20 protein-coding genes are annotated in these 26,825 nt (G+C 64.0%); 13 read left to right on the forward strand and 7 right to left on the reverse strand.

All coding sequences use genetic code 11. The features are described 5' to 3' along the window. Positions 1-517 precede the first annotated feature (517 nt). The 4 genes from fae (at position 518) to AC1RGE_RS02455 (ending at position 5,014) form a co-directional block, all read left to right on the forward strand. Positions 518-1,030 (forward strand): formaldehyde-activating enzyme, encoded by a 513-nt coding sequence (gene fae / locus AC1RGE_RS02440; RefSeq protein WP_492583226.1) that lies wholly within the window; start codon positions 518-520, stop codon positions 1,028-1,030. A gap of 10 nt (positions 1,031-1,040) precedes the next feature. Continuing rightward, positions 1,041-2,075, forward strand: a complete 1,035-nt coding sequence (locus AC1RGE_RS02445) for an aldo/keto reductase (RefSeq protein WP_492583228.1) — start codon at positions 1,041-1,043, stop codon at positions 2,073-2,075. Further along, complete coding sequence (locus AC1RGE_RS02450; RefSeq protein ID WP_492583230.1) at positions 2,072-3,505, forward strand: NAD-dependent succinate-semialdehyde dehydrogenase; 1,434 nt, start codon at positions 2,072-2,074, stop codon at positions 3,503-3,505. Before AC1RGE_RS02445 ends, AC1RGE_RS02450 begins: the two co-directional genes overlap by 4 nt. Before the next feature lie 147 nt (positions 3,506-3,652). Next, the gene (locus AC1RGE_RS02455; protein WP_492583232.1) at positions 3,653-5,014 is read left to right on the forward strand and encodes an MFS transporter; all 1,362 of its coding nucleotides are present in this window, start codon (positions 3,653-3,655) and stop codon (positions 5,012-5,014) included. 118 nt (positions 5,015-5,132) lie between these two features. On the opposite strand, the gene AC1RGE_RS02460 is transcribed toward AC1RGE_RS02455, so the two are convergent. After that, positions 5,133-6,008 carry a LysR substrate-binding domain-containing protein gene (locus AC1RGE_RS02460; RefSeq protein ID WP_492583234.1) on the reverse strand — a complete coding sequence of 292 codons (876 nt, stop codon included), beginning with the start codon at positions 6,006-6,008 and terminating at the stop codon, positions 5,133-5,135. 177 nt (positions 6,009-6,185) lie between these two features. Continuing rightward, on the reverse strand, positions 6,186-7,358 hold the full coding sequence (locus AC1RGE_RS02465; RefSeq protein WP_492583236.1) for a hypothetical protein: 1,173 nt from the start codon (positions 7,356-7,358) through the stop codon (positions 6,186-6,188). 313 nt (positions 7,359-7,671) lie between these two features. Between AC1RGE_RS02465 and AC1RGE_RS02470 the strand changes: the two genes are divergently transcribed. The 5 genes from AC1RGE_RS02470 (at position 7,672) to AC1RGE_RS02490 (ending at position 14,831) form a co-directional block, all read left to right on the forward strand. Continuing rightward, positions 7,672-8,613, forward strand: coding sequence for a LysR substrate-binding domain-containing protein (locus AC1RGE_RS02470; RefSeq protein WP_492583238.1), 942 nt, complete (start codon positions 7,672-7,674; stop codon positions 8,611-8,613). 419 nt (positions 8,614-9,032) lie between these two features. Beyond that, a complete protein-coding gene (gene aldA / locus AC1RGE_RS02475) occupies positions 9,033-10,457 on the forward strand; it encodes an aldehyde dehydrogenase (protein ID WP_492583240.1) in 1,425 nt (474 codons plus the stop codon). A gap of 136 nt (positions 10,458-10,593) precedes the next feature. After that, on the forward strand, positions 10,594-11,916 hold the full coding sequence (locus AC1RGE_RS02480) for an MFS transporter (protein ID WP_492583242.1): 1,323 nt from the start codon (positions 10,594-10,596) through the stop codon (positions 11,914-11,916). 1 nt (position 11,917) lies between these two features. Next, positions 11,918-13,135 carry a mandelate racemase/muconate lactonizing enzyme family protein gene (locus AC1RGE_RS02485; protein WP_492583244.1) on the forward strand — a complete coding sequence of 406 codons (1,218 nt, stop codon included), beginning with the start codon at positions 11,918-11,920 and terminating at the stop codon, positions 13,133-13,135. A gap of 79 nt (positions 13,136-13,214) precedes the next feature. Continuing rightward, a complete protein-coding gene (locus AC1RGE_RS02490) occupies positions 13,215-14,831 on the forward strand; it encodes a GMC family oxidoreductase (RefSeq protein WP_492583246.1) in 1,617 nt (538 codons plus the stop codon). Between the two features lie 84 nt (positions 14,832-14,915). Here the strand turns inward: AC1RGE_RS02490 and AC1RGE_RS02495 are convergent, their stop codons facing one another. From AC1RGE_RS02495 to AC1RGE_RS02510, 4 genes are all read right to left on the reverse strand, one after another. After that, complete coding sequence (locus tag AC1RGE_RS02495) at positions 14,916-16,229, reverse strand: NAD(P)/FAD-dependent oxidoreductase (RefSeq protein WP_053150856.1); 1,314 nt, start codon at positions 16,227-16,229, stop codon at positions 14,916-14,918. Between the two features lie 137 nt (positions 16,230-16,366). Then, positions 16,367-17,731, reverse strand: a complete 1,365-nt coding sequence (locus tag AC1RGE_RS02500; RefSeq protein WP_492583248.1) for a glutamine synthetase family protein — start codon at positions 17,729-17,731, stop codon at positions 16,367-16,369. Between the two features lie 643 nt (positions 17,732-18,374). Beyond that, complete coding sequence (locus tag AC1RGE_RS02505; RefSeq protein WP_019094408.1) at positions 18,375-19,034, reverse strand: methyltransferase family protein; 660 nt, start codon at positions 19,032-19,034, stop codon at positions 18,375-18,377. 84 nt (positions 19,035-19,118) lie between these two features. Beyond that, the gene (locus AC1RGE_RS02510) at positions 19,119-20,015 is read right to left on the reverse strand and encodes a LysR family transcriptional regulator (protein WP_019094407.1); all 897 of its coding nucleotides are present in this window, start codon (positions 20,013-20,015) and stop codon (positions 19,119-19,121) included. A 161-nt stretch (positions 20,016-20,176) separates the two neighbouring features. Between AC1RGE_RS02510 and AC1RGE_RS02515 the strand changes: the two genes are divergently transcribed. The 3 genes from AC1RGE_RS02515 to AC1RGE_RS02525 all read left to right on the forward strand — a co-directional run bounded on the left by AC1RGE_RS02515 (position 20,177) and on the right by AC1RGE_RS02525 (position 23,393). After that, positions 20,177-20,818: a hydrolase gene (locus AC1RGE_RS02515; RefSeq protein ID WP_015635223.1), complete on the forward strand. Its 642-nt coding sequence runs from the start codon at positions 20,177-20,179 to the stop codon at positions 20,816-20,818. A gap of 114 nt (positions 20,819-20,932) precedes the next feature. Next, complete coding sequence (locus AC1RGE_RS02520) at positions 20,933-21,511, forward strand: antibiotic biosynthesis monooxygenase (protein ID WP_011060774.1); 579 nt, start codon at positions 20,933-20,935, stop codon at positions 21,509-21,511. Positions 21,512-21,542: 31 nt separating this feature from the next. Then, positions 21,543-23,393, forward strand: coding sequence for an amidohydrolase (locus AC1RGE_RS02525; protein ID WP_492583250.1), 1,851 nt, complete (start codon positions 21,543-21,545; stop codon positions 23,391-23,393). 171 nt (positions 23,394-23,564) lie between these two features. Here the strand turns inward: AC1RGE_RS02525 and AC1RGE_RS02530 are convergent, their stop codons facing one another. Beyond that, a complete protein-coding gene (locus AC1RGE_RS02530) occupies positions 23,565-23,894 on the reverse strand; it encodes a hypothetical protein (protein ID WP_011060776.1) in 330 nt (109 codons plus the stop codon). Positions 23,895-24,462: 568 nt separating this feature from the next. Between AC1RGE_RS02530 and AC1RGE_RS02535 the strand changes: the two genes are divergently transcribed. Then, positions 24,463-26,823 carry a DNA polymerase II gene (locus tag AC1RGE_RS02535; protein WP_072442313.1) on the forward strand — a complete coding sequence of 787 codons (2,361 nt, stop codon included), beginning with the start codon at positions 24,463-24,465 and terminating at the stop codon, positions 26,821-26,823. Positions 26,824-26,825: the final 2 nt, after the last annotated feature.

Here is a 26,825-nt window from a genome sequence, read left to right on the forward strand (position 1 = left end):
AGACTTTCGATGAAGCGCGGCAGGGATGAATGTCTGTGAGCCTTCCCTGGCGCAACCGGTGAACCGCGCCGATGGTAAGAGATTGGTCGGACATTGGGTAGTCGCTGCCGAAGGTCGTGCTCGACGAATAAGTGCCTGCCCGGGCGGGGGGCAGCCAGGCTGCGTGTTCAGGCTCTGCCTGTTCTTGCACGCAGTTGCGCTCCCGTTCCTCGCCGACGTCGCGGGTGCTGGCAGAGCCCCGGGGCTGCTTGAATGGTCATGACTAAAGCTCATGGCCGCATGACTTTTAATGGTTACGGGCCGTCGCCAGGGCGGTGATACAACGGCGCCAACCCAGCTCATCCATAACAACAAAGAGCGTGTGCGCCATGACTCCATCCCTCCCAGCCCGGTTCCCGGGTGACTGCTGCGCCCGTCCCGGGCTGCGCTCTTTGCATTCCCCGTTCGACTCGCTGCGGCCCCGGCGTCGCTGAGCCGATTCGCACCTTTCCCTTGTGTCCTCAAAGAGTAAGCACCCATGACACCACTCGACCTGTATATCGGTGAAGGCTTCGAAGGCCCGGGCGTCAATGCCGCCCATATCAATATCCTCATCGGCCCGCGCAACGGTCCGGCCGGGCAGGCGTTCGCCAGCAGCCTGGCCTCGCCGAGCCAGGGCCATTGCCCGTTCATGGTGATCGCGCAGCCGAACATTCCGGTCAAGCCCATGACCCTGTACGTGAACAAGGCCGCCATCGCCGGCGAGCTGCACGGCAACGCCACCTGGGGCGCATCCCAGGCCGGGATCGCCAAGGCGGTGCTGGAAGCCTTGCTCGACGGCACCTTGCCCCCCGAGGCCGAGGACCAGTGGGCGATTGTCACCGCCAACTGGGTCAACCCGGCCTGCGATGACCTGGATGCGGTCTACCGCAACAACTACAACGCCTGCCGCACGGCGATCCGCGCGGCCCTGGCCGGCAAGCCCGAGCGCGCTCAGCTGGCCGACGTGGTGAACCAGATCAGCAACCCGTTCTACACCCCCAAAGCCTGAGGTCCGAGCCATGCAATACATCCGTCTGGGCCACTCCGGCCTGCAGGTTTCCCGTCTCTGCCTGGGCACCATGAACATGGGCACCCCGGACTGGAAACCCTGGATCTTCAATGAGCAACAGAGCGAGCCGATCGTTCGCCACGCCCTGGAGCATGGGGTGAACTTCATCGACCTGGCGGACTTCTATTCCGCCGGCGTCGGTGAGGAGGTAGTAGGGCGCATCGTCAAGCGCCTGGCCCGTCGCGAAGACCTGGTGATCACCACCAAGGTCGGCTACGGCACCCGCAGCGGGATCAACGCCAGCGGCCATTCGCGCAAGCACATCCTCGACAGCATCGACGCCTCGCTCAAGCGCCTGGACATGGATTACGTCGATGTGTTCATGCTGCATTACTTTGATCTGAACACCCCGGTGGAAGAGACCATGAGTGCGATGAACGACATCGTGCGCTCCGGCAAGGCTCGCTACATCGGCGTGTCGACCATGCTCACCGGGCAACTGGCGAAGATCCTCATGGCTTGTGAGCGCCATGGCTGGGCCAAGCCGATCAACATGCAGCTGCAGCTCAATTGCGCCTATCGCGAGGAGGAACGCGAGATGCTGCCGTTCTGCCGCGACCAGGGCCTTGGGGTCTCGGTGTTCAGCCCGCTGGCCCGTGGCCTGCTCACCGGCGATGCGCAGTCGACCCGCAACCAGACCGATTTCTTCACCCAGCAGATGTACAGCGATCAGGCCTCGTTCGAGATCGCCCATTCGGTGCAGCGCGTGGCCCGCGCCCGTGGCGTGTCCAACGCGCAGATCGCCCAGGCCTGGGTGCTCAACCACCCGCAAGTGGATTGCATGCTGGTGGGCGCCGACACCACCGAGCAGTTCGACAGCGCCCTGGCGGCCCTGGACACCCGGCTGGATGCCGAGGAGCTGCACGAACTGGAACGCAACTACACCCCATGCGATGTGATCAACGATTACACCGCAGGCAAACGCATCCTGCGCAGTGCCCGCCCGGGCCTTGAGCGCTTCACCCTGACCGAGGCCGTGGCATGAGCACGCTGATCCGCAATGGCAACTACATCGATGGCCACTGGTCCAGCGGTGGTCCCAGCTACCGGGTGCTCAACCCGGCCAACGGCGAGCTGATCGCCGAGGTACAGAAGGCCGGTGCCGAGGCCACCGGCCAGGCCATCGACGCCGCCCACCGGGCCTTGCCGGCGTGGCGCAAGCTCACCGCCAAGGAACGCAGCCAGAAGCTCAAGCGCTGGAGCGAACTGATGCTGGGCAACCAGCGTGAACTGGCGATCTTGCTCAGCCGCGAGCAGGGCAAGCCCCTGGCCGAGGCCATGGGCGAGGTGGTCTACGCCGCGAGTTTTCTCGAGTGGTTCGGCGAGGAAGCCAAGCGCGCCTACGGCGACGTGATCCCCAGCCACAAGGCCGATGCGCGGATCATCGTGACCAAGGAAGCGATTGGCGTGGTGGCGGCCATCACACCCTGGAACTTCCCCCTGGCGATGGTCACGCGCAAGGTCGGCCCGGCCCTGGCCGCCGGGTGCACGATGATCCTCAAGCCCTCGGAAGAGACGCCGCTGTCGGCCTTTGCCCTGGCGGTGCTGGCCGAGCAGGCGGGTATTCCAGCCGGGGTGTTCAACATCGTGTCCGGGGATGCGCTGGCCATTGGCGGTGCGCTGCAAGCCTCGAGCATCGTGCGCAAGTTGTCGTTCACCGGCTCGACCCGCACCGGCAAGCTGCTGATGCGCCAGGCCGCCGACACCCTGAAAAAAGTCTCCCTGGAACTGGGCGGCAACGCGCCGTTCATTGTCTTCGACGATGCCGACCTGGACGCCGCGGTGAAGGGCGCCATGGCCTCGAAGTTCCGCAACACCGGGCAGACCTGCGTCTGCGTCAACCGCTTCTTTATCCAGGAGGGTGTGTATGAGGCCTTCACCACCAAGCTGGCCGAGGCGGTTGCCGCGCTGCGGGTTGGCGGTGCCCTGGACGGCGATACCGAGCAGGGGCCGCTGATCAATGCGGCGGCCCTGGCCAAGGTCGAGGCGCATGTTGGCGATGCATTGGAGAAAGGCGCCGGGCTACTGTGCGGCGGCCGTCGCCACACCCTGGGCGGCACCTTTTTCGAACCCACCGTCCTCACTGAAGCCAGCGACGCGATGCAGATCGCTCAGGAAGAAACCTTCGGTCCGGTGGCGGCATGCTTTCGCTTCAAAGACGAAGCCGAAGTGCTGCAGCGAGCCAATGACACGCCATTCGGCCTGTCGGCCTACTTCTACAGTCGTGACATCGGTCGGGTGTGGCGCATGGCCGAAGGCTTGGAAGCGGGCATGGTGGGCATTAACGAAGGCATCATTTCCACCGAAGTGGCGCCCTTTGGCGGGATCAAGGAGTCGGGTCTTGGCCGCGAAGGTTCCAGATACGGCCTGGACGACTATCTGGAGATCAAATACCTGCTGATGGGTGGCCTCTAGCCCTCACATCCTCCAATGCAGGAGCTGGCCGGGCGGCGTTCCGCTTGCCAGCGAAAGGGCGCAAGGCCCAAGGGCTCCTTCGCCAGCAAGCCGGCTCCTGCGTGGTTCGATTCATCTCTTATTCAAAAACAATAAATGGAGACGAACATGAGCACTGTAACCGTCAAGATCGATGACCTGCCCATTGGCCGGTTCCACTTGAAAATCGCCGGCCTGACCTTCGGCGCGCACTTCACCGACGGCTATATTCTTGGCCTGATCGGCATCGCCTTCACCCTGCTCAGCCCGCAGATGCAGCTGGATGCGTTCTGGCAGGGCCTGATCGGCGCCTCGGCGCTGATGGGGCTGTTTATCGGCAGCCTGTTCTTCGGCTGGATCTCCGATCATCTGGGGCGACAGAAGATCTTCCTGGTTAGCTTCGTGCTGATCACCCTGGCTTCGGTGATGCAGTTCTACGCCGAGACTGCCATGGGGCTGTTCCTGTGCCGGGTCCTTATCGGCATCGGCCTGGGCGGTGACTTCAGCGTCGGCCACGCCATGCTCGCCGAGTTTGCCCCCAAGAAGCACCGTGGTGTGCTGCTGGGTTCGTTCAGCGTGATCTGGACTTTCGGCTACGTCGCCGCGACTTTCGTCGGTACCGCGATGCTCAGCCTCGGCGACGATGCCTGGCGCTGGATGCTGGCGTCCTCGGCGATTCCCGCCGGCTTGATCCTGCTGGCGCGCATCGGCACCCCAGAGTCGCCGCGCTGGCTGGTCAACCGCGGACGCGTGGCCGAGGCCCGCGCCATTGTTCACAAGCACCTGGGGGCCAACGTGGTGCTCGACGAACAGCCCTCGGGTGAAACCCGTTCCGGCTACGCGGTGCTGTTCAGCCCCGAGTACCGCAAGCGCACCGCCTTCAACTGCCTGTTCTTCGTATGCATCGTCATGCCGTACTTCGCCATCTACACCTTCCTGCCGTCGATCCTGCAGAAGATGGGGCTGGCCGAGGGCTTTGGCACCGAACTGATGCTCAACCTGCTGCTGATCCTCGGCGCGTTGATCGGCATCTGGTGCACGGTGAAGTTTTCCCGCCGGGGGTTCCTGATCAACTCCTTCATTATCCTGGCGGTGGCGCTGTTGCTGCTGGCGGTATTGCCGGGTAGCGCAGCCTGGTTGATGGTACTGCTGTTCGGCGTGTTCACCCTGGTGCTGTCGGCGGTGAGTAACCTGGTGGGGGTGTTTCCGGCGGAGAGTTTCCCCACCGAGGTACGTGCCAGCGGCATTGGCCTGGCCACCGCTGTGAGTCGCCTGGGCTCGGCTATCAGCACCTTCCTGCTGCCGGTGAGCGTAGCCGGGATCGGCCTCAGCCCGACCATGGGCATTCTCGCCGGGATTCTGGCTCTGGGGGCGCTGATTTCCTGGGCCTGGGCGCCAGAGACCAAGTCCCTTACGCTCAACCAGGCGTGCAGCGTGAGCGCTGCTGACTTGGTCGGACGCGATCTGCCGAAGGTCGCCTCACCGATCTGATGTTGCCCCGCCCGACCGTTGTAGAGGCCGGCTTACCGGCGAAGAGGCCAGAGAGTGTTGCATAAGTCTTGAGGTTGCCTTCGCTGGCAAGCCAGCTCCTACGAGAAACCACGGGCCCTCAGGGGTTGCTCACCAGCCCCAGCCATTGGGTGAACAGCTGCACTTTGGACAGCCCCTGCTTGCCATTCGCCACGTCCAGCCAGTAGCCGTAAGGGCCGATCACCTCCACCGGGGTGATCGGTAGCAGGCGGCCGTCCGCCAATTCCCGTTCGATCATCTGGCGGTCGATCACCGCCAGCCCGCCACCGGCCAAGGCTGTGTGGATCACCTGGTCCAAGGTGCTGAACTCCAACCCCGCCTGGGCGTCGATGTCGTTGCGGCCTACGGCCGCCAGCCAGTTCTCCCAGACCTGCAAACGCTTGCCGGCATGCAGGATGTGCAACAGCGGAAAGCGCCTGAGATCCGGCGCCTGGCCGGCGCTGAACAGCTCCGGGCTGGCCACGGCGATATGCCGCTCCATCACCAGCAGCTGGCTCTGGCAATGAGCGGCGGCCTGCAGGCCGAAGCGGATTTCGCAGTCGACTTCAGCCGGGCTGTCGTGACTGTTGTGCTGGGTCACGCTGAGGCTGATATCCGGGTAGCGCTGGCAGAAGTCCCGCAACTGCGCCGACAGCCAGCGGGTGGCCCAGGTCGGCGGTGCGACGATGCGCAGGCGCTGACGCAGATTGGGGACGCGCAGGGCTTGCAGGGCGCGCTCGATGTGATCGAAAGCCTGGCCCAGGTGCGGCGCCAGGGCCGTGCCGGCTTCGGTCAGCGCCAGCCCGCGCGGGGTGCGGCTGAACAGCGCCACGCCGAGGTAGTCCTCGAGCTGCTTGATCTGTCGGCTGACTGCGCCCTGGGTGACGTTGAGCACCACAGCGGCCTGGCTGAAGCTGCGGTGGTGGGCGACTTCCTCGAAGACCCGGAGCATGTTCAGGGAGGGCAGTTGGCGCATGGCGGGCAGACTCCGCACCTGACGCCAGAAAACAGCGATCCAAGCCTGGCGGGCTGAGCGCAGGAAGTGGCGGGGCAGGCTTATTGTTGTTGTAAGGCGCTTCTTTTAGGGCGCCCATCTTATCCAGTAGCCGCCCTCCGAGGGCGCTGGCTTGCCAGCGAAAGGGCCGGCAAGGATTCAGAAGTAGTAGCCGATATTCACATACACCTGGTTTTCCCACTGGTTGCTGCCACCGGCCCCCAGGCTCTGGGCATAACTGCTGCCCCCGATGTACGGATCGTTCTTGCCGAACAGCCATTCGGTGGCGATCCACAGCTTGCTCAGAGAGAACGAGCTGCCGAGGATCATCCTCTGGGAGGTCTTGTAGGCACTGGCCGATTTGTCGAAGGCGCTGTAATTGGCGTACAGCTTGACCCCGCTGATTTGGTCGAGCAGGTACTTGCCGCCAACGTCGTAGCTCAGGTCGGCGACATACAGGTTGCCGCGGCTGGCGACGTTGAAGGTGCCGTCGTAGCCGCCCAGGGTCACCAGCTCATCGGTGCCAGGGTTGCGTGGCGACATCTGCTGGCGCGCCGCCTGCAGCTGCAGGCCCCAGGGGCCGTTTTTACCCAGGTAGTGAACCGCCATGGCGTTGCGCCGGCCGTCGCTGTGGGTGTCGTTGTTCTTTAGGGTCGAGGTCAGGCCCGAGACTCCGACTTCCGAGGCCCAGCCTCCCAGTTGTACGGCCCTGGCCACTCGTAGCACCAAGGTGTTGCGCTCGCGGTTGTCGCTGCCGTCGGCCACGTAACTGTCGGCCGAGGACACCACGCTGGAATAGGTACGGCCGTTGCTGGTGCCCTTGCCTTGCCAGGCCGGGCGCAGGTAGTAACCGGCCTGGAGGTTCCAGTCGCCGCTCTGCTGGATGTATTTGGCGCCCACTTGCTCGATGTCCTCCAGGCCCACCACGTTGCCCAGGGTTTCGAAAAAGGTGCTGCCGAAATACGGCTGCAGGCCGAACGGAATCTGATTCAGACCGACCTGTACCTGCTGCTCGGGGTTGAACCGGTAGCCGATCCAGGCGCTCTCGGCGAAGGCGATGTCGCCCACTTTGTCGGTGTAGCGGTACGGGTAGGCGCGACCGTAAAAGCGGTACTTGGCGGCGCCGATCCAGGTGTCGGAGCTGTATTTGGCACTGAGGATCGCGGTGTCGAAGTTGAAGGTCTGGATATCCCGGTCGGGATCGTAGTCCCAGCGCGCGCGAACCGCGCCGCCCAGGTCCAGGTGGTCGGTGACTTGCACGGCCAGAGCGGGGGTGGCGAGGCTGCCCAGCAGGGCGAAGTTGCACAGTAGGCCAGAGCGTTTGTAAAGCATGGGGTTTTCTCCCGGATTGTTATTGTCGGGTGCGATGAACCCGGCCGCAGCAAGGGCGGCAGCCAAGGGTGGAAGGAATCAGAGGGGGCGAACGCTGTGGCTTCAGCCAGCGATGACCGGCGGTGCAAGGGAGAGATGAGGCATGAGTGTTACTCGTATTGTTGTGTGTGTCCGCAGTGTTGCCAGCCACTGTGGGCTCTACAAACGATTTATTCAGCTCCCACGCATGACTAAAATGAATGTTAGTCCCATGGCTTCTGCCCGCGCTGGCATGCGATGCTCTGCGCCTCCTGCAGCCGTTAGAGAGACTGTCGTGAAACGCAAGATGCCTGCGCTCAATGCGCTCAAAGCCTTCGAGGTCGCCGGCAGCACCGGCAGTTTTACCCGGGCCGCCGAATTGCTCAACGTCACCCAGAGTGCGGTCAGCCGTCAGGTCCGGCAACTGGAGGAGCAGTTGGGGGAAAGCCTGCTGCAACGGCGCCATCATCACCTGGAGCTGACCAGTGCCGGGCGTGTGCTGCTGCGGGCCCTGCACCAGTCTTTCGACAAGATCGAGTTGACGTTGCGCGGGATTGCGCAGAGATCCCACACCAATCGCTTGCACCTCAATGCGCCGCCGACCTTCGCCAGTCGCTGGCTGCTGCCGCGCCTGGGGCGCCTGCGCGAGCAGCACCCGGAGCTGGAGTTGAGCCTGACCACGCGTTTGCAGGACAGCCTGGCGGAAACCGCGACCCTGGATTGCGCAATCCGCTTTGGTGACGGTGAGTGGGATGGCCTGGACAGTTCGCTGCTGTTTCAGGAGCGGCACATCGCCGTCTGCGCGCCTTCGCTACTGGCCCGGGAGTCGGCAGAGCAGGGCATCGATCTCAAGCGCATGACCCTGTTGCATGTATTGGCCCGGGAAGACCAGCGCTACCTGACCTGGAAGCACTGGCTGGATGCCGCGCGGATCACCGGGGTCGATACTCAGGGCGGCTATGAGTTCGACCTTCTGGATCTGGCCATCCACGCGGCCACCGAGGGTTTGGGAATTACCATTGCCGACTGGCACATGGTGGCGGCGGAACTGGCCGCGGGGCAGTTGACCCAAGTGCACAACGTGCATGTGGAGGGGCACCAGTCTTACTGGCTGGTGACACGTCCAGCACAGGCTCCGTTGCCGCAACTGCAGGTGTTTAGCCAGTGGCTCGAAGAGGAAATCTGGCTGGCGCAACGCCAGCTTGAGCCGTCCACAGCCTCCACGCCCCTGCGCTAGAGGCCGGGCGACCGCCTTCGTCGGCAAGCCGATTCCTACAAAAGCTCACATGCACAACCTGTGTAGGAGCTGGCTTGCCAGCGAAGATGTCCGTCAGGCCACCATCATCATTGCGTTATAACCTGCGTTTTTTGCATGTTAGTTCGTTTAATTAATCGTTTGTCCTTGTCATGCCGGACGACAAGACTGCCAGCACTCACATAACAACAACCCGAGTGCCCAGCCATGCCATATCCGGTCCTTGTCGATTGCCTGTCGCTGCACCTTGTCCGCGGCTTCCAGCCTTGCCTGCACGCCATTGCCCTGTCCGTCGATCGCTGCGCTGTGCCCGCTCGACCACGCCAGACCCTTTGACCGCCGGGCCTGGATCGCTTCCAGGCTGCCTGCGCCACTTCTCTGCCAACGACGGGGCAACTTCCATGCAACTTGAACAGAATTTTGTTAACGGCGACTTCATCAAACCAGCCAGCGGCGTATCCATCGCGGTTTATGATCCGGCCGACGAAACCCTCGTGGGGCATGTCTCGGCCGCGAATCAGGAAGAGGCCCATGCTGCGGTGACCGCCGCCTGCGTTGCCCAGAAAAAATGGGCAGCATTGACCAGTATCCAGCGCGGTGACTACCTGCGTGCATTGGCCGACGCCCTGGAGTCGCGTGCCCACGCCATTGGCCAGGCTCTGGCAGCCGAGTCGGGCAAAAGCCTGGCGGATGCCAGCAATGAAGCCCGCTATGCCGCGCAGATCACTCGTTATCACGCTGAATGGGCGCGCCGCATCGAGGGCGAGATCATTCCCAGCGACAGCCCAGACGAAAAGCTGTTTCTACACCGCGAGGCGATTGGCGTCGTGGCTTGCCTGATCCCGTTCAACTACCCGGTCTACACCCTGCTACGCAAGGTGGCGCCGGCGCTGATCGCCGGCAACACGGTGGTGGTGCGTCCGAGCAACAACACGCCGATCTCGGCTTTTGAGATCGCTCGGGCGGTCCAGCAGGCTGGCCTGCCGCCTGGGGTAGTGAACATCCTGACCATGGACCATGCTACCGCTGCCACCGTCTGTACCCACCCGGCAGTGGGCATGATCACCCTGACCGGTAGCGTCAATGCCGGGCGTATCGTGCTCGACTACTGCAAGGCCAATATCGCCAAGCCGTCCCTGGAACTGGGCGGCAAGACCCCGGCCATCATCGAGCCTGATGCCGACCTGGAGCAGGCCGCCAGCGCCATCATCGCTTCCAAGACCACCCATTGCGGGCAGTTGTGCACGGCGGTGGAGCGAGTCTATGTCCACGAAAGCGTGCATGAGCGCTTCCTGGCGCTGCTCAAGGACAAGATCGCCGCCGTCCAATTCGGCGACCGGCGCCAGGACCCAAGCCGCATGGGGCCTCTGGTTAGCGCGGCGTCCCGGGTCGCCATTCATGGCCTGGTGCAGCGAGCTGTTGCGCAAGGTGCGGTGCTCGAAACGGGCGGTGTGATGCCGCAAGGGCCAGGGCATTTCTATCCGCCGACGCTGCTTAGCAACTGCCGCCAGGACATGGAGATCGTTCAGGAGGAAATCTTCGGGCCGGTACTGCCGGTGCTCAAGTACCGGGATATCGATGAAGCCCTGGCCTTGGCCAATGACCATCAGTTCGGCCTGGCTTCGGTGCTCTATACCGAGAATTACCGTACCGCGATGAAGGTCGCCGGGGCCATTCAGGCTGGCGAGCTTTACGTCAACCGAACTCCGGCCGACCCCTACCAGGGCTACCACGCCGGCTGGAAGCGCTCAGGGCTGGGCGGTGACGACGGCAAGCACGGCATGCTCGAGTTCACCCAGACCCGTCTGGTGGTCATGCCTTTCTAAAGGCTACTGCAAGTCATCAGCAGCAAGCTGCCAGCCAGAGCACCGCAGTCGTTCTGGCCGCTTGAAGCGCGAAGCTTGCCGCTGCCCCACTAATAATAATGAGCGGCGCCGGATACCGGCGCCCGAGGGCATCGTTATGTCTAAGCATGCAGCCGATCTGATCTCGGCTCAGGATTCTGCCGGGTTGCCGGTGGGTAACAGCGACAAGGGCAGTCGTTACTTTCAACTGATGCTGTTGGTGCTGGCCGCCGGGGCGATCTACCCGATCCTGTACCTGCGCCAGGTCTACCAGACCACCATGCTTGAGGTGCTGCAGATCAACCACAGCGAGCTGGGTTACCTGTACTCCATGCTCGGCACCATCTTCCTGATCAGCTACCTGCCCAGCGGCTGGCTGGCGGACCGCATCGCTCCGCGCTTTCTGATTTTCTTCTCCCTGGTGGCCACTGGCGCCCTGGGCCTGTGGTACTCCACTGCGCCATCACTGACTTCGCTGATGATCATCTTCGGCTGCTGGGGGCTGACCACCGGGCTGACGTTCTGGGCCTCGGTGCTCAAGCGGGTGAAGATGATTGCCCACCACACCGAACAGGGGCGTTTCTTTGGCATCCTCGACGGTGGCCGTGGCCTGGTGGAAGCCTTGCTGGCGACCCTGGCCCTGGGCTTGTTCGCCCTGGCCACCGAGACCCGTGGTGAGTCGGCGGCCGAGGGTTTCCGTCACGTGGTCTATCTGTACTCCTTCACCTGCATAGCCATCGGCTGCGTACTGGTGCTGCTCAAGGACCCCAAGTCCATGGAGGACACGGCGCCGGTGGAGCAGGGGCGCTTCAATCTGCTCAGCGACCTGGCGACCCTGGTGAAGATCCCCGAGCTGTGGCTGGTAACCGCCATTGTGTTCTGCGGCTACCACATCTTCTGGGCCACCTACAGCTTCTCCGACTACCTGCAGGGCAGCGGTATGACTGCCGTGATGGCCGGCACCATCACCACCATCAAGCTGTGGATGCGGCCTCTGGGTGGCATCGGTGGTGGCTGGCTGGGGGACCGTTTCTCGAACATCTCGGTGCTGATCGTCGCCCTGTTGCTGGCGACCCTGGGCATCGTCGGGCTGATCCTGTTCCCGGCCCTGGGCAGCCTGGGCTTGTTGATCGCCACAGTGATCTTTATCGGTCTGATGACCTACGCCATTCGCGGGCTGTACTGGGCGATCCTCGATACCTGCCGGATTCCCCTGCGCATCACCGGCCTGGCCATTGGCATCGTCTCGGTAGTGGGCTACCTGCCGGACGCCTTTATCCCGCTGATCAACGGCTATCTCACCGAACATTTCCCCGGGGCCTTGGGCTACCGCTTGTACTTCGGCTATATCGCCGCGGTCGGCGCCCTTGGCACCTTGGCCGCGATCGCTCTGCGCGCTCGCGTCAACCGTACCCAGCAGCATTCGCAAACAGGAGCCTGAGATGAAAATCGTCGCCCTTGAAACCCATATCGTCGCCGTCCCGCCACCGCATATCGGCGGCATGTACTGGCTGTTCGTCAAGCTGCGCACCGCCTGCGGCATCGAAGGCGTGGGCGAGATCTATGCCGCCACCTTCGGTCCCCAGGCGATGCAGCCGATCATCGAGGATGTGTTCCAGCGCTACCTGCTGGACCAGGATCCGCACCATATCGAGCGCTTTTTCCGCCAGGCCTATTCCAGCGGGTTCACCCAACGCCCGGACCTGACCATGATGGGCGTGGTCAGCGGCCTGGAGATGGCCTGCTGGGACATCATCGGCAAGGCGGCGAACAAGCCGGTGTACGAGCTGCTGGGGGGCAGGGTCCACGAGAAACTGCGCTCGTACACCTACCTGTATCCGCGCAACAGCCGGGGCGAGTACGACTACGACGACCCGGACCTGGCGGCCGAATGCGCGGTGCAGAACATGAACCTGGGGTTCACTGCCCTCAAGTTCGACCCGGCTGGGCCCTATACCGCCTACTCGGGCCACCAGTTGTCGCTGGAGGTGCTGGAGCGCTGCGAAACCTTCTGCCGCAAGATCCGCGAAGCGGTGGGCAATCGCTGCGACCTGCTGTTTGGCACCCACGGGCAAATGGTCCCGTCTTCGGCAATCCGCCTGGCCAAGCGCCTGGAAAAGTACGACCCGCTGTGGTTCGAGGAACCGGTGCCGCCGGGCCAGGAAGAGGCCATGGCCCAGGTCGCGGCCAAGACCAGCATCCCGATTGCCACGGGCGAGCGCCTGACCACCAAGTACGAGTTCTTCAAGCTGCTGCAGGCCGGTGGCGCCTCGATCCTGCAGATGAACGTGGCGCGCTGCGGTGGGCTGCTGGAGGCGAAGAAGATCGCCAGCATGGCCGAGGCCTATTACGCGCAGATCGCCCCGCACCTGTACAACGGGCCGATTGGCGCCGCGGCGAGTTTCCAGCTGGCGACCTGCACGCCCAACTTCCTGATCCAGGAAAGCATCATGACCTGGGGCGGTTTCCACGCCGAGGTGCTGACCAAACCTCTGCAGTGGGAGGACGGCTACATCATCCCGTCCACGGAGCCGGGGCTGGGGGCCGAGCTGAACATGGACGTGGTGCGTCGGCACTCGCCCTACAACGGCGAGCGCCTGCACCTGCAAATGGCCGCGACCCCGGCCGACGTCAAGGACACTTCCCCGGCCCGGGGCTGAGGCATTTTCCCGTCATTGCGCACGGGACATGGGCAGCCGCTGGCGGCTGCCTTCAATACGACTGACGCGGTAACCCTGCATGACATACGACTACATCATCGCCGGCGCGGGCGCTGCCGGCTGCATCCTCGCCAACCGGCTCTCGGCCTCGGGCCAATACTCGGTGCTGCTGCTGGAGGCGGGCGGCAAGGACTCTTCGTTCTGGTTCAAGATCCCGGTGGGTTTCGCCAAGATGTACTACAACCCGACCTTCAACTGGATGTACTACAGCCTGCCGCAGCCGCAGCTCGACGGCCGCGCGATCTATGCGCCCCGGGGCAAGGTGCAGGGCGGCTCGGGCTCGATCAACGCGATGATCTATGTGCGCGGCCAGGCCCATGACTTCGATGACTGGGCGGCCAACGGTAACGACGGCTGGAGCTTTGATGACGTGCTGCCGTATTTCCGCAAGCTGGAGAATCATCCGCTGGGAGATACCCAGTACCACGGCGCCAGCGGACCCATCAGCATCACCCCGATGAAGGGCCAGACCCACCCGATCTGCGATGCCTTCCTCAAGGGCTGCGAGGAGCTGGGCTATGCCCGCAGTGAAGATTTCAATGGCGCCACGTTCGAGGGCGCGGGGATCTACGACGTCAACACCCGCAATGGCCAGCGCTGTTCCAGCAGCTTTGCCTACCTGCATCCGGCGTTGAGCCGGCCGAATCTTAAGGTCGAGCATTACGCACTGGTGGATCGGGTCCAGTTCGACGAGCAGAAACAGCGCGCCACCGGAATCAGTGTGACCCAGCACGGTGTTATCCGGACCTTCAATGCCAACAAGGAAGTGATCCTGTGTGCCGGTGCGGTGGACACGCCGAAGATCCTGCAACTGTCCGGGGTTGGTGATCGTGAGTTGCTGGCCCGGCACCGGATTCCTCTGGTGCGGCACCTGCCGGCGGTGGGGCAGAATCTGCAGGACCATCTGTGCGTCAGCTACTACTACAAGGCCAATGTGCCGACTCTCAACGACCAGCTCAGCTCGCTGTTCGGCCAGCTCAAGCTGGGCCTGCAATACCTGCTGACGCGCAAGGGCGCACTGGCCATGAGCGTCAACCAGGCTGGCGGTTTCTTCCGTGGCGATGCCGTGCAGGAACACCCCAACCTGCAGCTGTACTTCAACCCGCTGTCGTACCAGATCCCCAAGAGCAACAGGGCCAGCCTCAAGCCCGAGCCGTATTCCGGCTTTCTGCTGTGCTTCAACCCGTGCCGGCCCACCAGTCGCGGCAGCATCCAGATCGCCTCGAAGAACCCTCGGGATGCGGCGCTGATCGACCCCAACTACCTGAGCACCGACAAGGACATTGCCGAGGTGATCCAGGGCAGCCGCCTGCTGCGCAAGATCATGCAGGCCCCGGCGCTCAAGAGCATTACCGTGGATGAAGTGCTACCGGGGCCGGCGGTGGCCAGTGATGAGCAGATGCTGCAGTACTTTCGCGAGAACAGCGGCTCGATCTACCACCTGTGCGGTTCCTGCGCCATGGGCCGCGACGAGCAGCGCTCGGTGGTGGACAAGCGTCTCAAGGTGCATGGCCTGGCGGGGCTGCGCATTGTCGATGCCTCGATCTTCCCCAACGTCACCTCCGGCAACACCCATGCGGCGGTACTGATGGTGGCGGAAAAGGGCGCCGACCTGATCCTCGAGGACGCCCTGTAGCCGCTGCCCAAGCCTGCACACGACGCAGTCGATACAAAGAGGCACGCGCGGTTCAGCCGTAGCGGGCTTTTGGCTGGCCCGGGTTCAGCGCAGTTTCTCCAGCATCTGGTAGTACCACATGCCCGCCGCCAGCATCGGGTTGCCCAACTGGTCGCCGAAGGGCACGCGGATGTGCTGGCAGGCGGCGAAGGTGTCGTAGTGGCCGAGGTGGCCGGTCAGGGCCTGGGCCATGATCTCGCCCATGATATGGGTGGTGGCCACGCCATGCCCGGAGTAGCCCTGGCAGTACCAGACGTTGTCCGAGAGCTTGCCCAGTTGCGGGATGCGGTTGATCACGATGCCCATGGCGCAGCTCCACTGGAAATCGATGCCTACGCCCTTGAGCACCGGGAAGGTGCGTTCGATGCACGGGCGCAGTTCGCCGGCGATGTCCCGCGAGTCCTTGCCGCTGTAGTTGGCGCCGCCACCGAACAGCAGGCGGCCGTCGGCGGTCATGCGGTAGTAATCGAGCACGAAGCGGCAGTCGTAGACCGCCAGGTCCTCGGGGTTGAGGCGCTTGGCCAGGTCGCCCAGGGGCTCGGTGGTGACGATGCCGCCCATGGCGGGGAAGATCTTGCCCTTGAGTTTCTTCGGTTCCAGCTTGTGGTACACATCGCCCGCCAGCAGCACTTGCCGGGCGTCGATGCGGCCCTGGGCAGTGACCACCGCCGGGCGCTCACCGTGGATGATCTCCAGCACTTCGCTGTGTTCGAAAATCAGCGCCCCCAGGCTTTCGGCAGCCCGGGCTTCGCCGATGCACAGGTTCAACGGATGCAGGTGCAGGTTACGGGTGTTCTTGATGGCGCCGTGGTAGAGCTCGCTTTCCAGCAACCCGCGGACCTGGGCCCGGTCCAGCAGGCTGACCTCGTCGCCCATGCCGCGGCGCACCGCTTCTTCGTAGTCGGCGCGCAGGCCCGGCAGGTGGCTGGGCTTGTAGGCCGCGTGCAGGTGGCCGTGCTTGAGGTCGCAGGCAATGGCGTATTTTTCCACTCGCTGCTGGATGATCTGGTGCCCGCGCCAGCGCAGGTGCCAGATGAAATCGTCCACTTCCTCGCCCAGGTGGCGGCGCATCTGCTTGCGCATGGCTTCATCGCCGGAGAGGCTGCCGGTGACCTGGCCGCCATTGCGCCCGGTGGCGCCCCAGCCGATCTTGTGGCTTTCGACGATGGCGACTTTCAGGCCGCGCTCGGCCAGTTCCACCGCGCTGGCGACGCCGGTGAAGCCGCCGCCGATGATCACCACATCCACTTGATGAGTGCCTTGCAGGGTCGGGTAGTGGGTTTCCTGGTTCAGGGTGGCGCTGTAGTAGCTGGGGCAGCGCTCGGCTGCCGGGGTCCGCGGGTCGAAGGCGGCTGTCATGGGGAGAACCTCGCAAAAAAATGAGCCGGGCCGCTGCGGGCAGGCAGCGGCCAGGGCTTTGAAATCGGTCGATGGGCCGGCGGGTCCGGCACGCAATGGATGCGCCTGAGCCCTGCGCGGCAGAGCGGTAACGGACCTCAGGCCTGGGTCAGGTACCAGCGCCAGTCCTGCTCGCCGACTTCGGCCATGAACTGGCGGTACTCGGCACGCTTGACCGCCAGGTACACACCGAGGAATTCGGAGCCCAGGGCATCCCGTGCCCAGGCCGATTGCTCCAGGGCCACCAGCGAGGTCAGCCAGTCGGTGGGCAGCAGTTCGGTGGCCTGGGCGTAGCCATTGCCCTGTACCGGCTCGCCGGGGTCGAGGTTTTCCCGCAGGCCGCGATGGATGCCGGCGAGAATCGCCGCCGCTGCCAGGTAGGGGTTGGCGTCGGCACCGCAGATGCGGTGCTCGATGTGCCGGCTATTGGCCGGGCCGCCGGGCACCCGCAGGCTCACGGTGCGGTTGTCGACGCCCCAGGTGGGGGCCAGGGGCGCGTAGCTGTTGCTCTGGAAGCGCCGGTAGGAGTTGGCGTTGGGGCAGAACAGCAGCAGCGACTCCAACAGGGACGCGAGCATGCCACCCACCGCCTGGCGCAACAGCGGGGTGCCGGCCGGGTCTTGGCTGGCGAACAGGTTGCGGCCCGCGGCGTCGGCGATGCTCACGTGCATGTGCATGCCGGTGCCGGCCAGGTGATCGAAAGGCTTGGCCATGAAGGTGGCCTGCATCCCGTGCTTGTGGGCCACGGCCTTGACCAGGCGCTTGTAGCGCACGGCCTGGTCCATGGCTTCCAGGGCGTCGCCATGTTCCAGGGTGATCTCCACTTGCCCGGGGGCGTATTCGGAGATCGCCGTGCGCGCCGGAATGCCTTGCAGCTTGCAGGCGGCGTAGAGGTCGGCGAGGAACGGTTCGATCTGCTCCAGCTCGCGCAGGCCGTAGACCTGGGTGCTGCGCGGGCGACCGCCATCGGCGTCCAGCGCCGGTTGCGGCCGGCCATTGCCGTCGCGCTTGGTGTCCAGCAGGTAGAACTCCAGCTCGCAGGCCATCACCGGGTGGTAACCCTCGGCCTTGAGCCCGTCGATCACCTTGATCAGCAGGTGGCGCGGGTCGGCGATGCTGGCGGGCAGGCCCTCCTGGGGGTGCATGCTGACCTGCACCGCGGCGGTAGGGATCTGCCGCCAGGGCAGGCGTACCAGGCTGCCGGCCAGGGGGTAGGCACGGCAGTCGATATCGCCCACATCCCAGACCAGGCCGGAGTTCTCCACGTCATCGCCGTTGAGGGTCAGGCCAAGGATGGTGCTGGGCAGGGGCCGGCCGCTTTCGTACACCGCCAGCAGTTCTTCGCGGTGCAACAGCTTGCCCCGGGGCACGCCGTTGGCGTCGAGAATGAACAGCTCGATCATGTCGATATCGGGGTTGGCGGCGAGGAAACTCCGGGCTTCGTCTAGGGCTGCAAAATTCATGTTTGTGCTCGCTTGGCGCCCGTGGGGCGCGCAGGTTTTCAGGTCCTGCAACGACGCCGCGCACGGGCCGGTTGCAAGGGCAGAAATCAGGTCTGGGAGGGACCACGCAGGAGCGCGATCAGGCCAGCGGCGAGTGATCCGGAGGGCGTGAGGAATGGCGCAGGCGGGAACGGCACAGGGCCATGGGCAGGTTGACCAGAAGCTTCATGGGCAGGGCCTGTCCAGGAAGAGAAAACCGATGACGCCAGCGCGCACCTCATGCACCTCACAAGGGCGTTGGGCAGGGTGCAGCGGGGAGTGGCAGGGCAGTGCGATGCGAGCGTCGACAAGCGTACCACCGCCAAGGGGCGGGGCCGTGGAGCGGGTGCAGGCCAATCCGTGGAACGGGCTCTGGGGATGCATCTGCCGGGTGATCTCGCTGTCGAGTTCGGGGTGATTATTCTTGGTTTACACCGGGCGCTGGAGGATGCGAACTGCTGCGGCGAGCCTCCAGGGCGGATCAATACTGCAAGAAAGCGCAGGCCAATGTAAGGGGGGTAAAGGGCGCAAGCCCCTTGGCATGGGGCTTTCGTTCATGGTGAAAGCCGCGTGCTAGAGCGGCGCGTCCCGGCTGCCAGGCGTGTCTGATTTTTTTTACAGAACCTTAGTAGAGGCCCGGCAGCAGGCGCCAGCTGCGGGCGCAATAGGCCTCGTATTCATCGCCGAAATGCTTGAGCAACAAGGCCTCCTCGGCATGAATCCGCGCAATCAGCGGGACCAGGGTCAGTGCTGCCAGCAACAACCCCAGCCCCGAGCGAAACGCCAGGGCCCAACCCAGGGCATTCACCAGCAGGCCCAGGTAGCTGGGGTTGCGCAGGTGGCGGTAGAGGCCGTCCACCACCAGGCGGTGGTTGGGCTGGATCGCCACCAGCCCGCTGAAGCGCCGGCCGAGGATGAACACCGGCCACAGCCGCAGCCCGCCGCCGAGGATGAACAGCAAGGCCCCGAGCCAGCGCAGGCCTTCGCCGCCGAAGGTGCAGAAATCGATGCGGTCGCTGTAGGCCGGGACGAAGCCGCTCAACAGGCCGATCACCCCGAACACCGGCAGCACCCAGCGGTTGCCCTGGTCTTCCTGCTCGCCGCTGCTCAGGTTGACTTCGCTGTACAGCGCGGCGACCACCATCAGCAGGGTGGCGATGGCGATCAGGGTCAACTGTGGATGGCCGAAGAAGGCGGAGAAACCGCCCATGCCCCAGATCGCCAGGCCCAGGTAGGCGAGGGCACCGAGGATGCTGGAAACGGCCAGCCTGAGGGAGATTTTCATGATGCGCTGCGCCAGTAGCGGGAACCTGTGTTGAGTGTAGGAGCCCGCCTGCGGGTGAAGGCGTACGTTCGTCCGCTGCAAGGTTCAGCCCGCGGTTTTCTGGGTCAGATGCCCCGCCAGAAAGTCGATGAAGGCCCGGGTCTTCTGCGGCACCCGCCGTGCAGAGGGGTAGACCACGTTGATGCTGATGGGCGGCGCCTGCCATTCGCAGAGCACCGGCACCAGGCGCCCGGCCGCCAGGGCGTCCTCGACGATGAAATCCGGCAGCAGGGCGATGCCCATGCCGGCCTCGGCGGCCTGGGCCAGCAGGTCGCCGTTGTTGGCGTGCAGCGGCCCGGTGACATGCACCCGCTGCACGTCACTGCCGTTGCTCAATTGCAGGCTGACGCCGCTTTGCAGGTAGCCGTAGTTCAGGCACTGGTGGCTGCTCAGGTCCTTGGGCTGGCGCGGGATGCCGGCCCGGGCCAGGTAGGTGGGGGAGGCCACCATGATCCGCGGTGCCGGTGCCAGCTGGCGGGCCACCATGGACGAGTCCGGCAGGCTGGCAATGCGCAGGGTGACATCGAAGCCGCCGCGCAGCGGGTCCACCTGCTGGTCGCTGAGCACCAGTTGCAATTCGATTAGCGGATGCTGTTCGTGGAACAGCGGCACCAGCGGCCCGAGCCGACGCAGACCGAAGGACATAGGTGCATTGACTCGCAGCACTCCGCGCAACTCGGCGATGCCATCGCGCGCGCGCTGTTCGGCTTCGTCCACCGTGGCCAGCACTTCCCGAACGCTTTCGTAGTACTCGGCACCGGCTTCGGTCAGGCGCAGGCTGCGGGTGGTGCGTTGCAGCAGTTGCACGCCGATGGCTTCTTCCAGTGCCTGGATCTGTTTGCTGACCTTGGAGCGGGGCACGTCCATGGCGCGGGCGGCTGCGGCAAAGCCGTTTTCGTCGACGGTGACGACGAAGGCGCGCATGCATTCGATACGGTCCATGATTGTCCCTGTTTTAGAATCAATGATTCTCGATTTTAGGTAATTGTTCCTTTTTCGGCCAGGCCCTAGATTAGCCACCAAGCCGGACGCCACGAGGCGCAAGCAGCGCCATCAGCCGGTCATGTTCGACCCTCACTCTCTGACTGCAAAAGGAACGCGCCATGTCCATTCGTGAATTGCTCAACCCGACCAACTCCGCCCTGATCCTCATCGACCACCAGCCGCAGATGGCCTTCGGCGTGCAATCGATCGATCGCCAGACCCTGAAGAACAACACCGTAGCCCTGGCCAAGGCGGCCAGGATCTTCAACGTGCCGAGCATCCTCACCTCGGTGGAGACCGAAAGCTTCAGCGGCTACATCTGGCCGGAACTGCTGGCGGTGTTTCCCGGCCAGCAGCCCATCGAGCGCACGTCGATGAACTCCTGGGAAGACCGCAAGCTGGTGGACGCGGTGAAGGCCACCGGGCGCAAGAAACTGGTGATGGCGGCGCTGTGGACCGAGGTCTGTCTGACCTTCCCGGCGCTGGAGGCCATGGCCGAAGGTTATGAGGTGTACATCGTCACCGACGCTTCTGGCGGCACCAGCCAGGAGGCCCACGACATGGCCGTGCAGCGGATGATCCAGGCCGGCGCGGTGCCGGTGACCTGGCAGCAGGTGCTGCTGGAGTACCAGCGCGACTGGGCGCACAAGGACAGCTACGACGCGGTCATGGGCCTGGTACTGGAACACAGCGGTGCCTACGGCATGGGCGTGGACTACGCCTACAGCATGGTGCACAAGGCCCCGCAACGTCAGCTGTAGGCGCCGCCTGGCCGGCGAATGCGATCGCACCCACCGCTTCGCTGGCAAGCCAGCGCTTACGGGCCTTAACTGTGATGCGCGAATGCATCTCCTCGCAGACCCTGGAGCCTTCTGATGAACATCGAACTCACCGACGGTGTCGTGACCCTGCTGGTCCGTCACCGGATCAAGCAGGGCCAGGATCAGGCCTATGAAACCTGGCTGCGGCAGATCATCGCCAAGGCTCGCAGCTATCCGGGGCACCTGGGCATCGACGTGGTGCGTGGCCACAGCGGCGGCCTCGGGTTGTTCACCAGCGTGCTGCGCTTTGCCAGCACCGAACAGTTGCAGCACTGGCTGGATTCCGCCGACCGCCGCGAGCTGGTGCAACAGGCCCAGCACCTGCTGGCCGACGGTGACCAGACCGAAATCAACGCCGATCGCGAATTCTGGTTTACCCCTCAGGACGGCGGCGCACCGACCCCGCCACCGCGCTGGAAACAGGCGTGTGTGACCTTCCTGGTGATCCTGCCGCTGAGCTTCCTGGTGCCGCAATTGTGGAAGCCGCTGTTCGCCCAACTGCCCTGGCTTGGCGGCTATGTGCCGGCCACGGTGCTGATCACCCTGAGCATCGTGCTGCTGGTGGTCTACGTCTTCATGCCCCGGGTCACGCGCCTGTTCAGCCGTTGGCTGCAGCCACGCAGTGCGGCCTGATTCCTTCCCGACCTTCGTTTGGAGCAATGCCATGAAACCCGATGCAATTGCCGACCTGATTCTGTTCAACGGCCGCCTGCACACCGTGGACCGGGCCAAACCCCGGGCCAGCGCGGTAGCGATCAAGGACGGGCGCTTCATCGCCGTGGGCAATGATGCCCAGGCCATGACCCTGCGCGGCGCCGGCACCCAGGTCATCGACCTCATGGGGCGCACGGTGATCCCCGGGCTCAATGACTCGCACCTGCACCTGATCCGCGGCGGCCTGAACTACAACCTGGAACTGCGCTGGGAGGGCGTGCCGTCCCTGGCCGATGCCCTGCGCCTGCTCAAGGAACAGGCCCTGCGCACCCCGGCGCCGCAGTGGGTACGGGTGGTGGGCGGCTGGAACGAATTCCAGTTTGCCGAGAAACGCATGCCGACCCTGGAAGAACTGAACCAGGCGGCGCCGGATACCCCGGTGTTCGTCCTGCACCTGTATGACCGCGCCTTGCTCAACCGCGCCGCGCTGCGGGTGGTGGGCTACGACCGCAACACGCCAAACCCGCCGGGGGGCGAGATCGTCCGCGATGGCAACGGCAACCCCACGGGCATGCTGATCGCCCGGCCCAACGCGATGATTCTGTACGCGACCCTGGCCAAGGGCCCCAAGCTGCCGTTGGAGTACCAGGTCAACTCCACCCGCCAGTTCATGCGCGAGCTCAACCGCCTGGGGGTCACCAGCGCCATCGATGCCGGTGGCGGCTTCCAGAACTACCCCGACGACTATCAGGTGATCAACCAGCTGGCGGCCCAGCAGCAACTGACCGTGCGCATCGCCTACAACCTGTTTACCCAGAAGCCCAAGGAAGAACTGGCGGACTTCAAGCACTGGACCTCCAGCGTCACCTACGGCCAGGGCGACGACTTCCTGCGGCACAACGGGGCAGGGGAGATGCTGGTGTTTTCCGCTGCGGATTTCGAGGACTTCCTCGAACCGCGTCCCGATTTGCCGCAAAGCATGGAGCAGGAGCTGGAACCGGTGGTGCGCCACCTAGTGGAGCAACGCTGGCCGTTCCGCCTGCACGCCACCTACGATGAATCCATCTCGCGGATGCTCGATGTGTTCGAGAAGGTCGACCGCGACATTCCCTTCAACGGCCTGCCGTGGTTCTTCGATCATGCGGAAACCATCAGCCCGAAGAACATCGAACGGGTGAGGGCCCTGGGCGGCGGCATCGCGATCCAGGACCGCATGGCCTTCCAGGGCGAGTACTTCGTCGAGCGCTACGGCGCCAAGGCCGCCGAAATGACCCCGCCGATCCAGCGAATGCTCGCCGAAGGCATTCCGGTGGGCGCCGGCACCGACGCCACTCGAGTCTCCAGCTACAACCCCTGGACCTCGCTGTACTGGATGGTCAGCGGCCGGACTGTCGGCGGGCTGGAGCTGTACCCCCAGGGCCTGAGCCGCGATACCGCGCTGGAGCTCTACACCCACGGCAGCGCCTGGTTCTCCTCGGAACAGGGCAAGAAGGGCCAGATCAAGGTCGGGCAACTGGCGGACCTGGTGGCCCTGTCGGCGGACTACTTCAGCGTCGAGGAAGAGGCGATCAAGTGGATCGAGTCCCTGCTCACCGTAGTGGATGGCAAGGTGGTGCATGCCGCCGGTGACTTCGAAAAACTGGCCCCACCGAGCCTGCCGGTGACCCCGGACTGGTCGCCGGTGGCCAAGGTGCCTGGGCATTGGAAGCCCAATGCACCGTTGCAGAACCAGGTGCACCAGTGCAGCGGCCCGTGCGCAGTGCATGCCCACGGGCACCAGAAAGCGCGCATGTCCAATGTACCGGTGAGTGACTTCCAGGGGTTCTGGGGGGCGTTTGGGTGTTCGTGTTTTGCGTTCTGAGCTGTAGGAGCTGGCTTGCCAGCGAAGGCGGTTTCAAGGCTAACACCGCTTTCGCCGGCAAGCCGGCTCCTACGGGTTTGAAATTGGCTTCAATAAAAATGGGCGCTCATGAAGAGCGCCCATTCAATTGTTTAAACAACTAGTTGGTGATTAACGAATTGATCGTGTTACTTAGCAGAACCGATCAATAACCCGAACTTCCGATTTATCCCGCAGCGATTGCCATTCGGCTTTCAGGGTCTCAAGGACCCGGCCGATGAAGTCCTTGTCGGCGGCGGCTTTCTTGCCGACGTAGCCCTGGCCGCGGCGGTACATCTTCAGGCGGGCCGCGAGGTCCCGGTTGTTCTGGTCGAACTCTGCTTCATGGCTATGGGGCGACAGGCAGTCGATATGCACTTGGCCCGACTTGGCGATCCACAGGATGTGGCTGTCGTGGCTGTCTTTCTGTGCGGCGAACATACGTGCCAATTCATCAATAGTGGGTTGATTATTAAGATTCATTTGTAGCCCCCTTGACCATTTATCGATCTATCTAAGTTGATTCGCTAATTCATCTTGCTACGTCGGTAAGTTGAACCCTGATACCGGAAACAGGGCGACAGAGGGTGTCTGTCGGATACAGATAAGGCCCAGAGCCTGATGCGTGTAGTTGCCTTGATTAACTGCTACGCAATAGCGTCACAACGAAGAGAAGCAGCGTAAACCTGGATGAAGCTGCCGACATTCCCACCATCGGCCACAAGCATCTTGAAGAGTTTTCGCCGGCTTCCCGTCGTGGTACTGGACGGTCAATGCCAGGTCAGTTTCATCAATCTGCCTTGTGGGCAGTACACATCCGGGTCACAGCTCGGCGGTCAGACGAGCTTGCTCATAACACCTTTGCCTCGTCCCCCGATCGGGGAGACGTCTGCATCATGCAAGGCCGAAATCCTCTCGTCAACGGTTTTGTAGTGAAAATTATCAGTCACTACATATTGTCTGACAAAAGCCGAAAAGCCATCATCCGGCCCCCCCAACGCAGGGCTGGGCAGGTAGAATCGGCGCCTTGAAATGTTCTGAGGTTGCAGCGGTGGATGTACAACAAGGCTTCGTCCTGACTCGGCACTGGCGCGATACGCCGGCGGGCACGCAAGTCGATTTCTGGCTGGCCACCGACCAGGGGCCGCGCCAGATCCGCCTGCCGTTGCAGACTTCCGTGGCCTTCGTCCCGGCGGCGCAGCGGGCCCAGGCCGAGCGCTTGCTGACCGACGACCCGGATGTGCAACTGCGCCCCTTGCAGTTGCGTGACTTCCACCAGCGCCCGGTGCTGGGCCTGTACTGCCCGCAGCACAATCAGCTGATGCGCCTGGAAAAGACCCTGCGGCGCGCCGGGGTGGAGGTGTTCGAAGCCGATGTGCGGCCGCCCGAGCGCTACCTGATGGAGCGCTTCATCACCGCGCCGGTGTCCTTCGGCGGCCAGCCCGGCCCCGATGGCTTGTTGCTGGAGGCGCAGATGAAGCCGGCGCCAAACTACCGGCCGAGCCTCAAGCTGGTGTCCCTGGACATCGAGACCAGCGAGCGCGGCGAGTTGTATTCCATTGCCCTGGAAGGTTGCGGCCAGCGCCAGGTGTACATGCTCGGCAAGGCCCGGGACGACGACAGTGCGGTGGATTTCGACCTGGAGTTCTGCGCCAGCCGCGAGCAGTTGCTGGAGAGGCTCAACCAGTGGCTGGCCGAGCATGACCCCGACGCGATCATCGGCTGGAACCTGGTGCAGTTCGACCTGCGCGTACTCCACGAACATGCCCGGCGCCTGGCGGTGCCGCTGCGCCTGGGGCGTGGTGGCGAGGAAATGCAGTGGCGCGAGCACGGCAGCCGTACCCACTATTTCGCCTCGGCTGCCGGCCGCCTGATCATCGATGGCATCGAGGCATTGCGTTCGGCGACCTGGAGCTTCCCTTCCTTCAGCCTGGAAAACGTCGCCCAGACCCTGCTGGGGGAGGGCAAGTCGATCGACAACCCCTACCAGCGCATGGACGAGATCAACCGCATGTTCGCCGAGGACAAGCCGGCCCTGGCCCGCTACAACCTCAAGGACTGCGAGCTGGTGACGCGGATCTTCGCCAAGACCGAGTTGCTGACCTTTCTTCTGGAACGGGCCACGGTCACCGGCCTGCCCGCCGACCGCAGCGGCGGTTCGGTGGCGGCCTTTACCCACCTGTACATGCCGCTGATGCATCGCCAGGGCTTTGTCGCCCCCAACCTGGGCGAGCTGCCGCCCCAGGCCAGCCCCGGCGGTTTCGTCATGGATTCGCGTCCCGGGCTCTACGAGTCGGTGCTGGTGCTGGACTACAAGAGCCTGTACCCGTCGATCATCCGCAGCTTCCTGATCGACCCGGTGGGGCTGGTGGAAGGCCTGCGCCAACCGGACGAGCAACATTCGGTAGCGGGCTTTCGCGGCGCGCGTTTCTCCCGCACCCGGCATTGCCTGCCGTCGATCGTGACCCGGGTCGCCGAGGGCCGCGAAGTGGCCAAGCGCGAGCACAATGCGCCGCTGTCCCAGGCGTTGAAGATCATCATGAACGCCTTCTACGGCGTGCTGGGTTCCAGCGGTTGTCGCTTCTTCGACCCGCGCCTGGCGTCCTCCATCACCCTACGTGGCCACGAGATCATGGCTCGCACCCGGCAACTGATCGAGGCTCAGGGGCATCAGGTGATCTACGGCGACACCGATTCCACCTTCGTCTGGCTCGGCGGCCTGCATGACGAGGAGCAGGCAGGCCTGATCGGCCGTGCCCTGGTGGCCCACGTCAACCAGTGGTGGCGTGATCACCTGCAGCAGCAATACGGCCTGGAAAGCGCCCTGGAGTTGCAGTTCGAAACCCACTACAAACGCTTTCTGATGCCCACCATCCGTGGCGCCGAGGAGGGCAGCAAGAAGCGCTACGCCGGCCTGGTGCAGCGCGCCGATGGCAGCCAGGAGATGGTCTACAAGGGCCTGGAGACGGTGCGCACCGACTGGTCGCCCCTGGCCCGGGAATTCCAGCAGGAGCTGTACCAGCGCATCTTCCACCGCCAGCCCTACCAGGACTATGTGCGCGACTACGTGCAACGCACCCTGGCCGGGCAACTGGATGACCTGTTGATCTACCGCAAGCGCCTGCGCCGGCCCCTGGACGACTACGAGCGCAACGTGCCGCCCCATGTCCGCGCAGCGCGCCTGGCGGACGAATACAACCGCGAGCAGGGCCGCCCATTGCAGTACCAGAACGGCGGCTGGATCAGCTACGTCATCACCCTGGCCGGCCCCGAGCCCCTGGAAAACCGCCGCGCGGCCATCGACTACGAGCACTACCTGACCCGCCAGTTGCAACCGGTGGCGGACGCCATCCTGCCGTTCGTGCAGGACGATTTCAGCACCCTGGTGGGTGGGCAGATGGGCCTGTTCTGAAG

The organism is Pseudomonas sp. GW823-FHT02C05 (assembly GCF_058797595.1).

Bases quoted from the DNA above. Each gene is read 5' to 3' on its own strand.
- AC1RGE_RS02500 (WP_492583248.1), bottom strand. From the start codon at position 17,731: ATGAATTTTGCAGCCCTAGACGAAGCCCGGAGTTTCCTCGCCGCCAAC.
- AC1RGE_RS02480 (WP_492583242.1), top strand. From the start codon at position 10,594: ATGTCTAAGCATGCAGCCGATCTGATCTCGGCTCAGGATTCTGCCGGG.
- AC1RGE_RS02490 (WP_492583246.1), top strand. From the start codon at position 13,215: ATGACATACGACTACATCATCGCCGGCGCGGGCGCTGCCGGCTGCATC.
- AC1RGE_RS02495 (WP_053150856.1), bottom strand. From the start codon at position 16,229: ATGACAGCCGCCTTCGACCCGCGGACCCCGGCAGCCGAGCGCTGCCCC.
- aldA (WP_492583240.1), top strand. From the start codon at position 9,033: ATGCAACTTGAACAGAATTTTGTTAACGGCGACTTCATCAAACCAGCC.
- AC1RGE_RS02530 (WP_011060776.1), bottom strand. From the start codon at position 23,894: ATGAATCTTAATAATCAACCCACTATTGATGAATTGGCACGTATGTTC.
- AC1RGE_RS02460 (WP_492583234.1), bottom strand. From the start codon at position 6,008: ATGCGCCAACTGCCCTCCCTGAACATGCTCCGGGTCTTCGAGGAAGTC.
- AC1RGE_RS02525 (WP_492583250.1), top strand. From the start codon at position 21,543: ATGAAACCCGATGCAATTGCCGACCTGATTCTGTTCAACGGCCGCCTG.
- AC1RGE_RS02515 (WP_015635223.1), top strand. From the start codon at position 20,177: ATGTCCATTCGTGAATTGCTCAACCCGACCAACTCCGCCCTGATCCTC.
- AC1RGE_RS02520 (WP_011060774.1), top strand. From the start codon at position 20,933: ATGAACATCGAACTCACCGACGGTGTCGTGACCCTGCTGGTCCGTCAC.
- AC1RGE_RS02465 (WP_492583236.1), bottom strand. From the start codon at position 7,358: ATGCTTTACAAACGCTCTGGCCTACTGTGCAACTTCGCCCTGCTGGGC.
- fae (WP_492583226.1), top strand. From the start codon at position 518: ATGACACCACTCGACCTGTATATCGGTGAAGGCTTCGAAGGCCCGGGC.
- AC1RGE_RS02445 (WP_492583228.1), top strand. From the start codon at position 1,041: ATGCAATACATCCGTCTGGGCCACTCCGGCCTGCAGGTTTCCCGTCTC.
- AC1RGE_RS02455 (WP_492583232.1), top strand. From the start codon at position 3,653: ATGAGCACTGTAACCGTCAAGATCGATGACCTGCCCATTGGCCGGTTC.
- AC1RGE_RS02485 (WP_492583244.1), top strand. From the start codon at position 11,918: ATGAAAATCGTCGCCCTTGAAACCCATATCGTCGCCGTCCCGCCACCG.
- AC1RGE_RS02450 (WP_492583230.1), top strand. From the start codon at position 2,072: ATGAGCACGCTGATCCGCAATGGCAACTACATCGATGGCCACTGGTCC.
- AC1RGE_RS02505 (WP_019094408.1), bottom strand. From the start codon at position 19,034: ATGAAAATCTCCCTCAGGCTGGCCGTTTCCAGCATCCTCGGTGCCCTC.
- AC1RGE_RS02510 (WP_019094407.1), bottom strand. From the start codon at position 20,015: ATGGACCGTATCGAATGCATGCGCGCCTTCGTCGTCACCGTCGACGAA.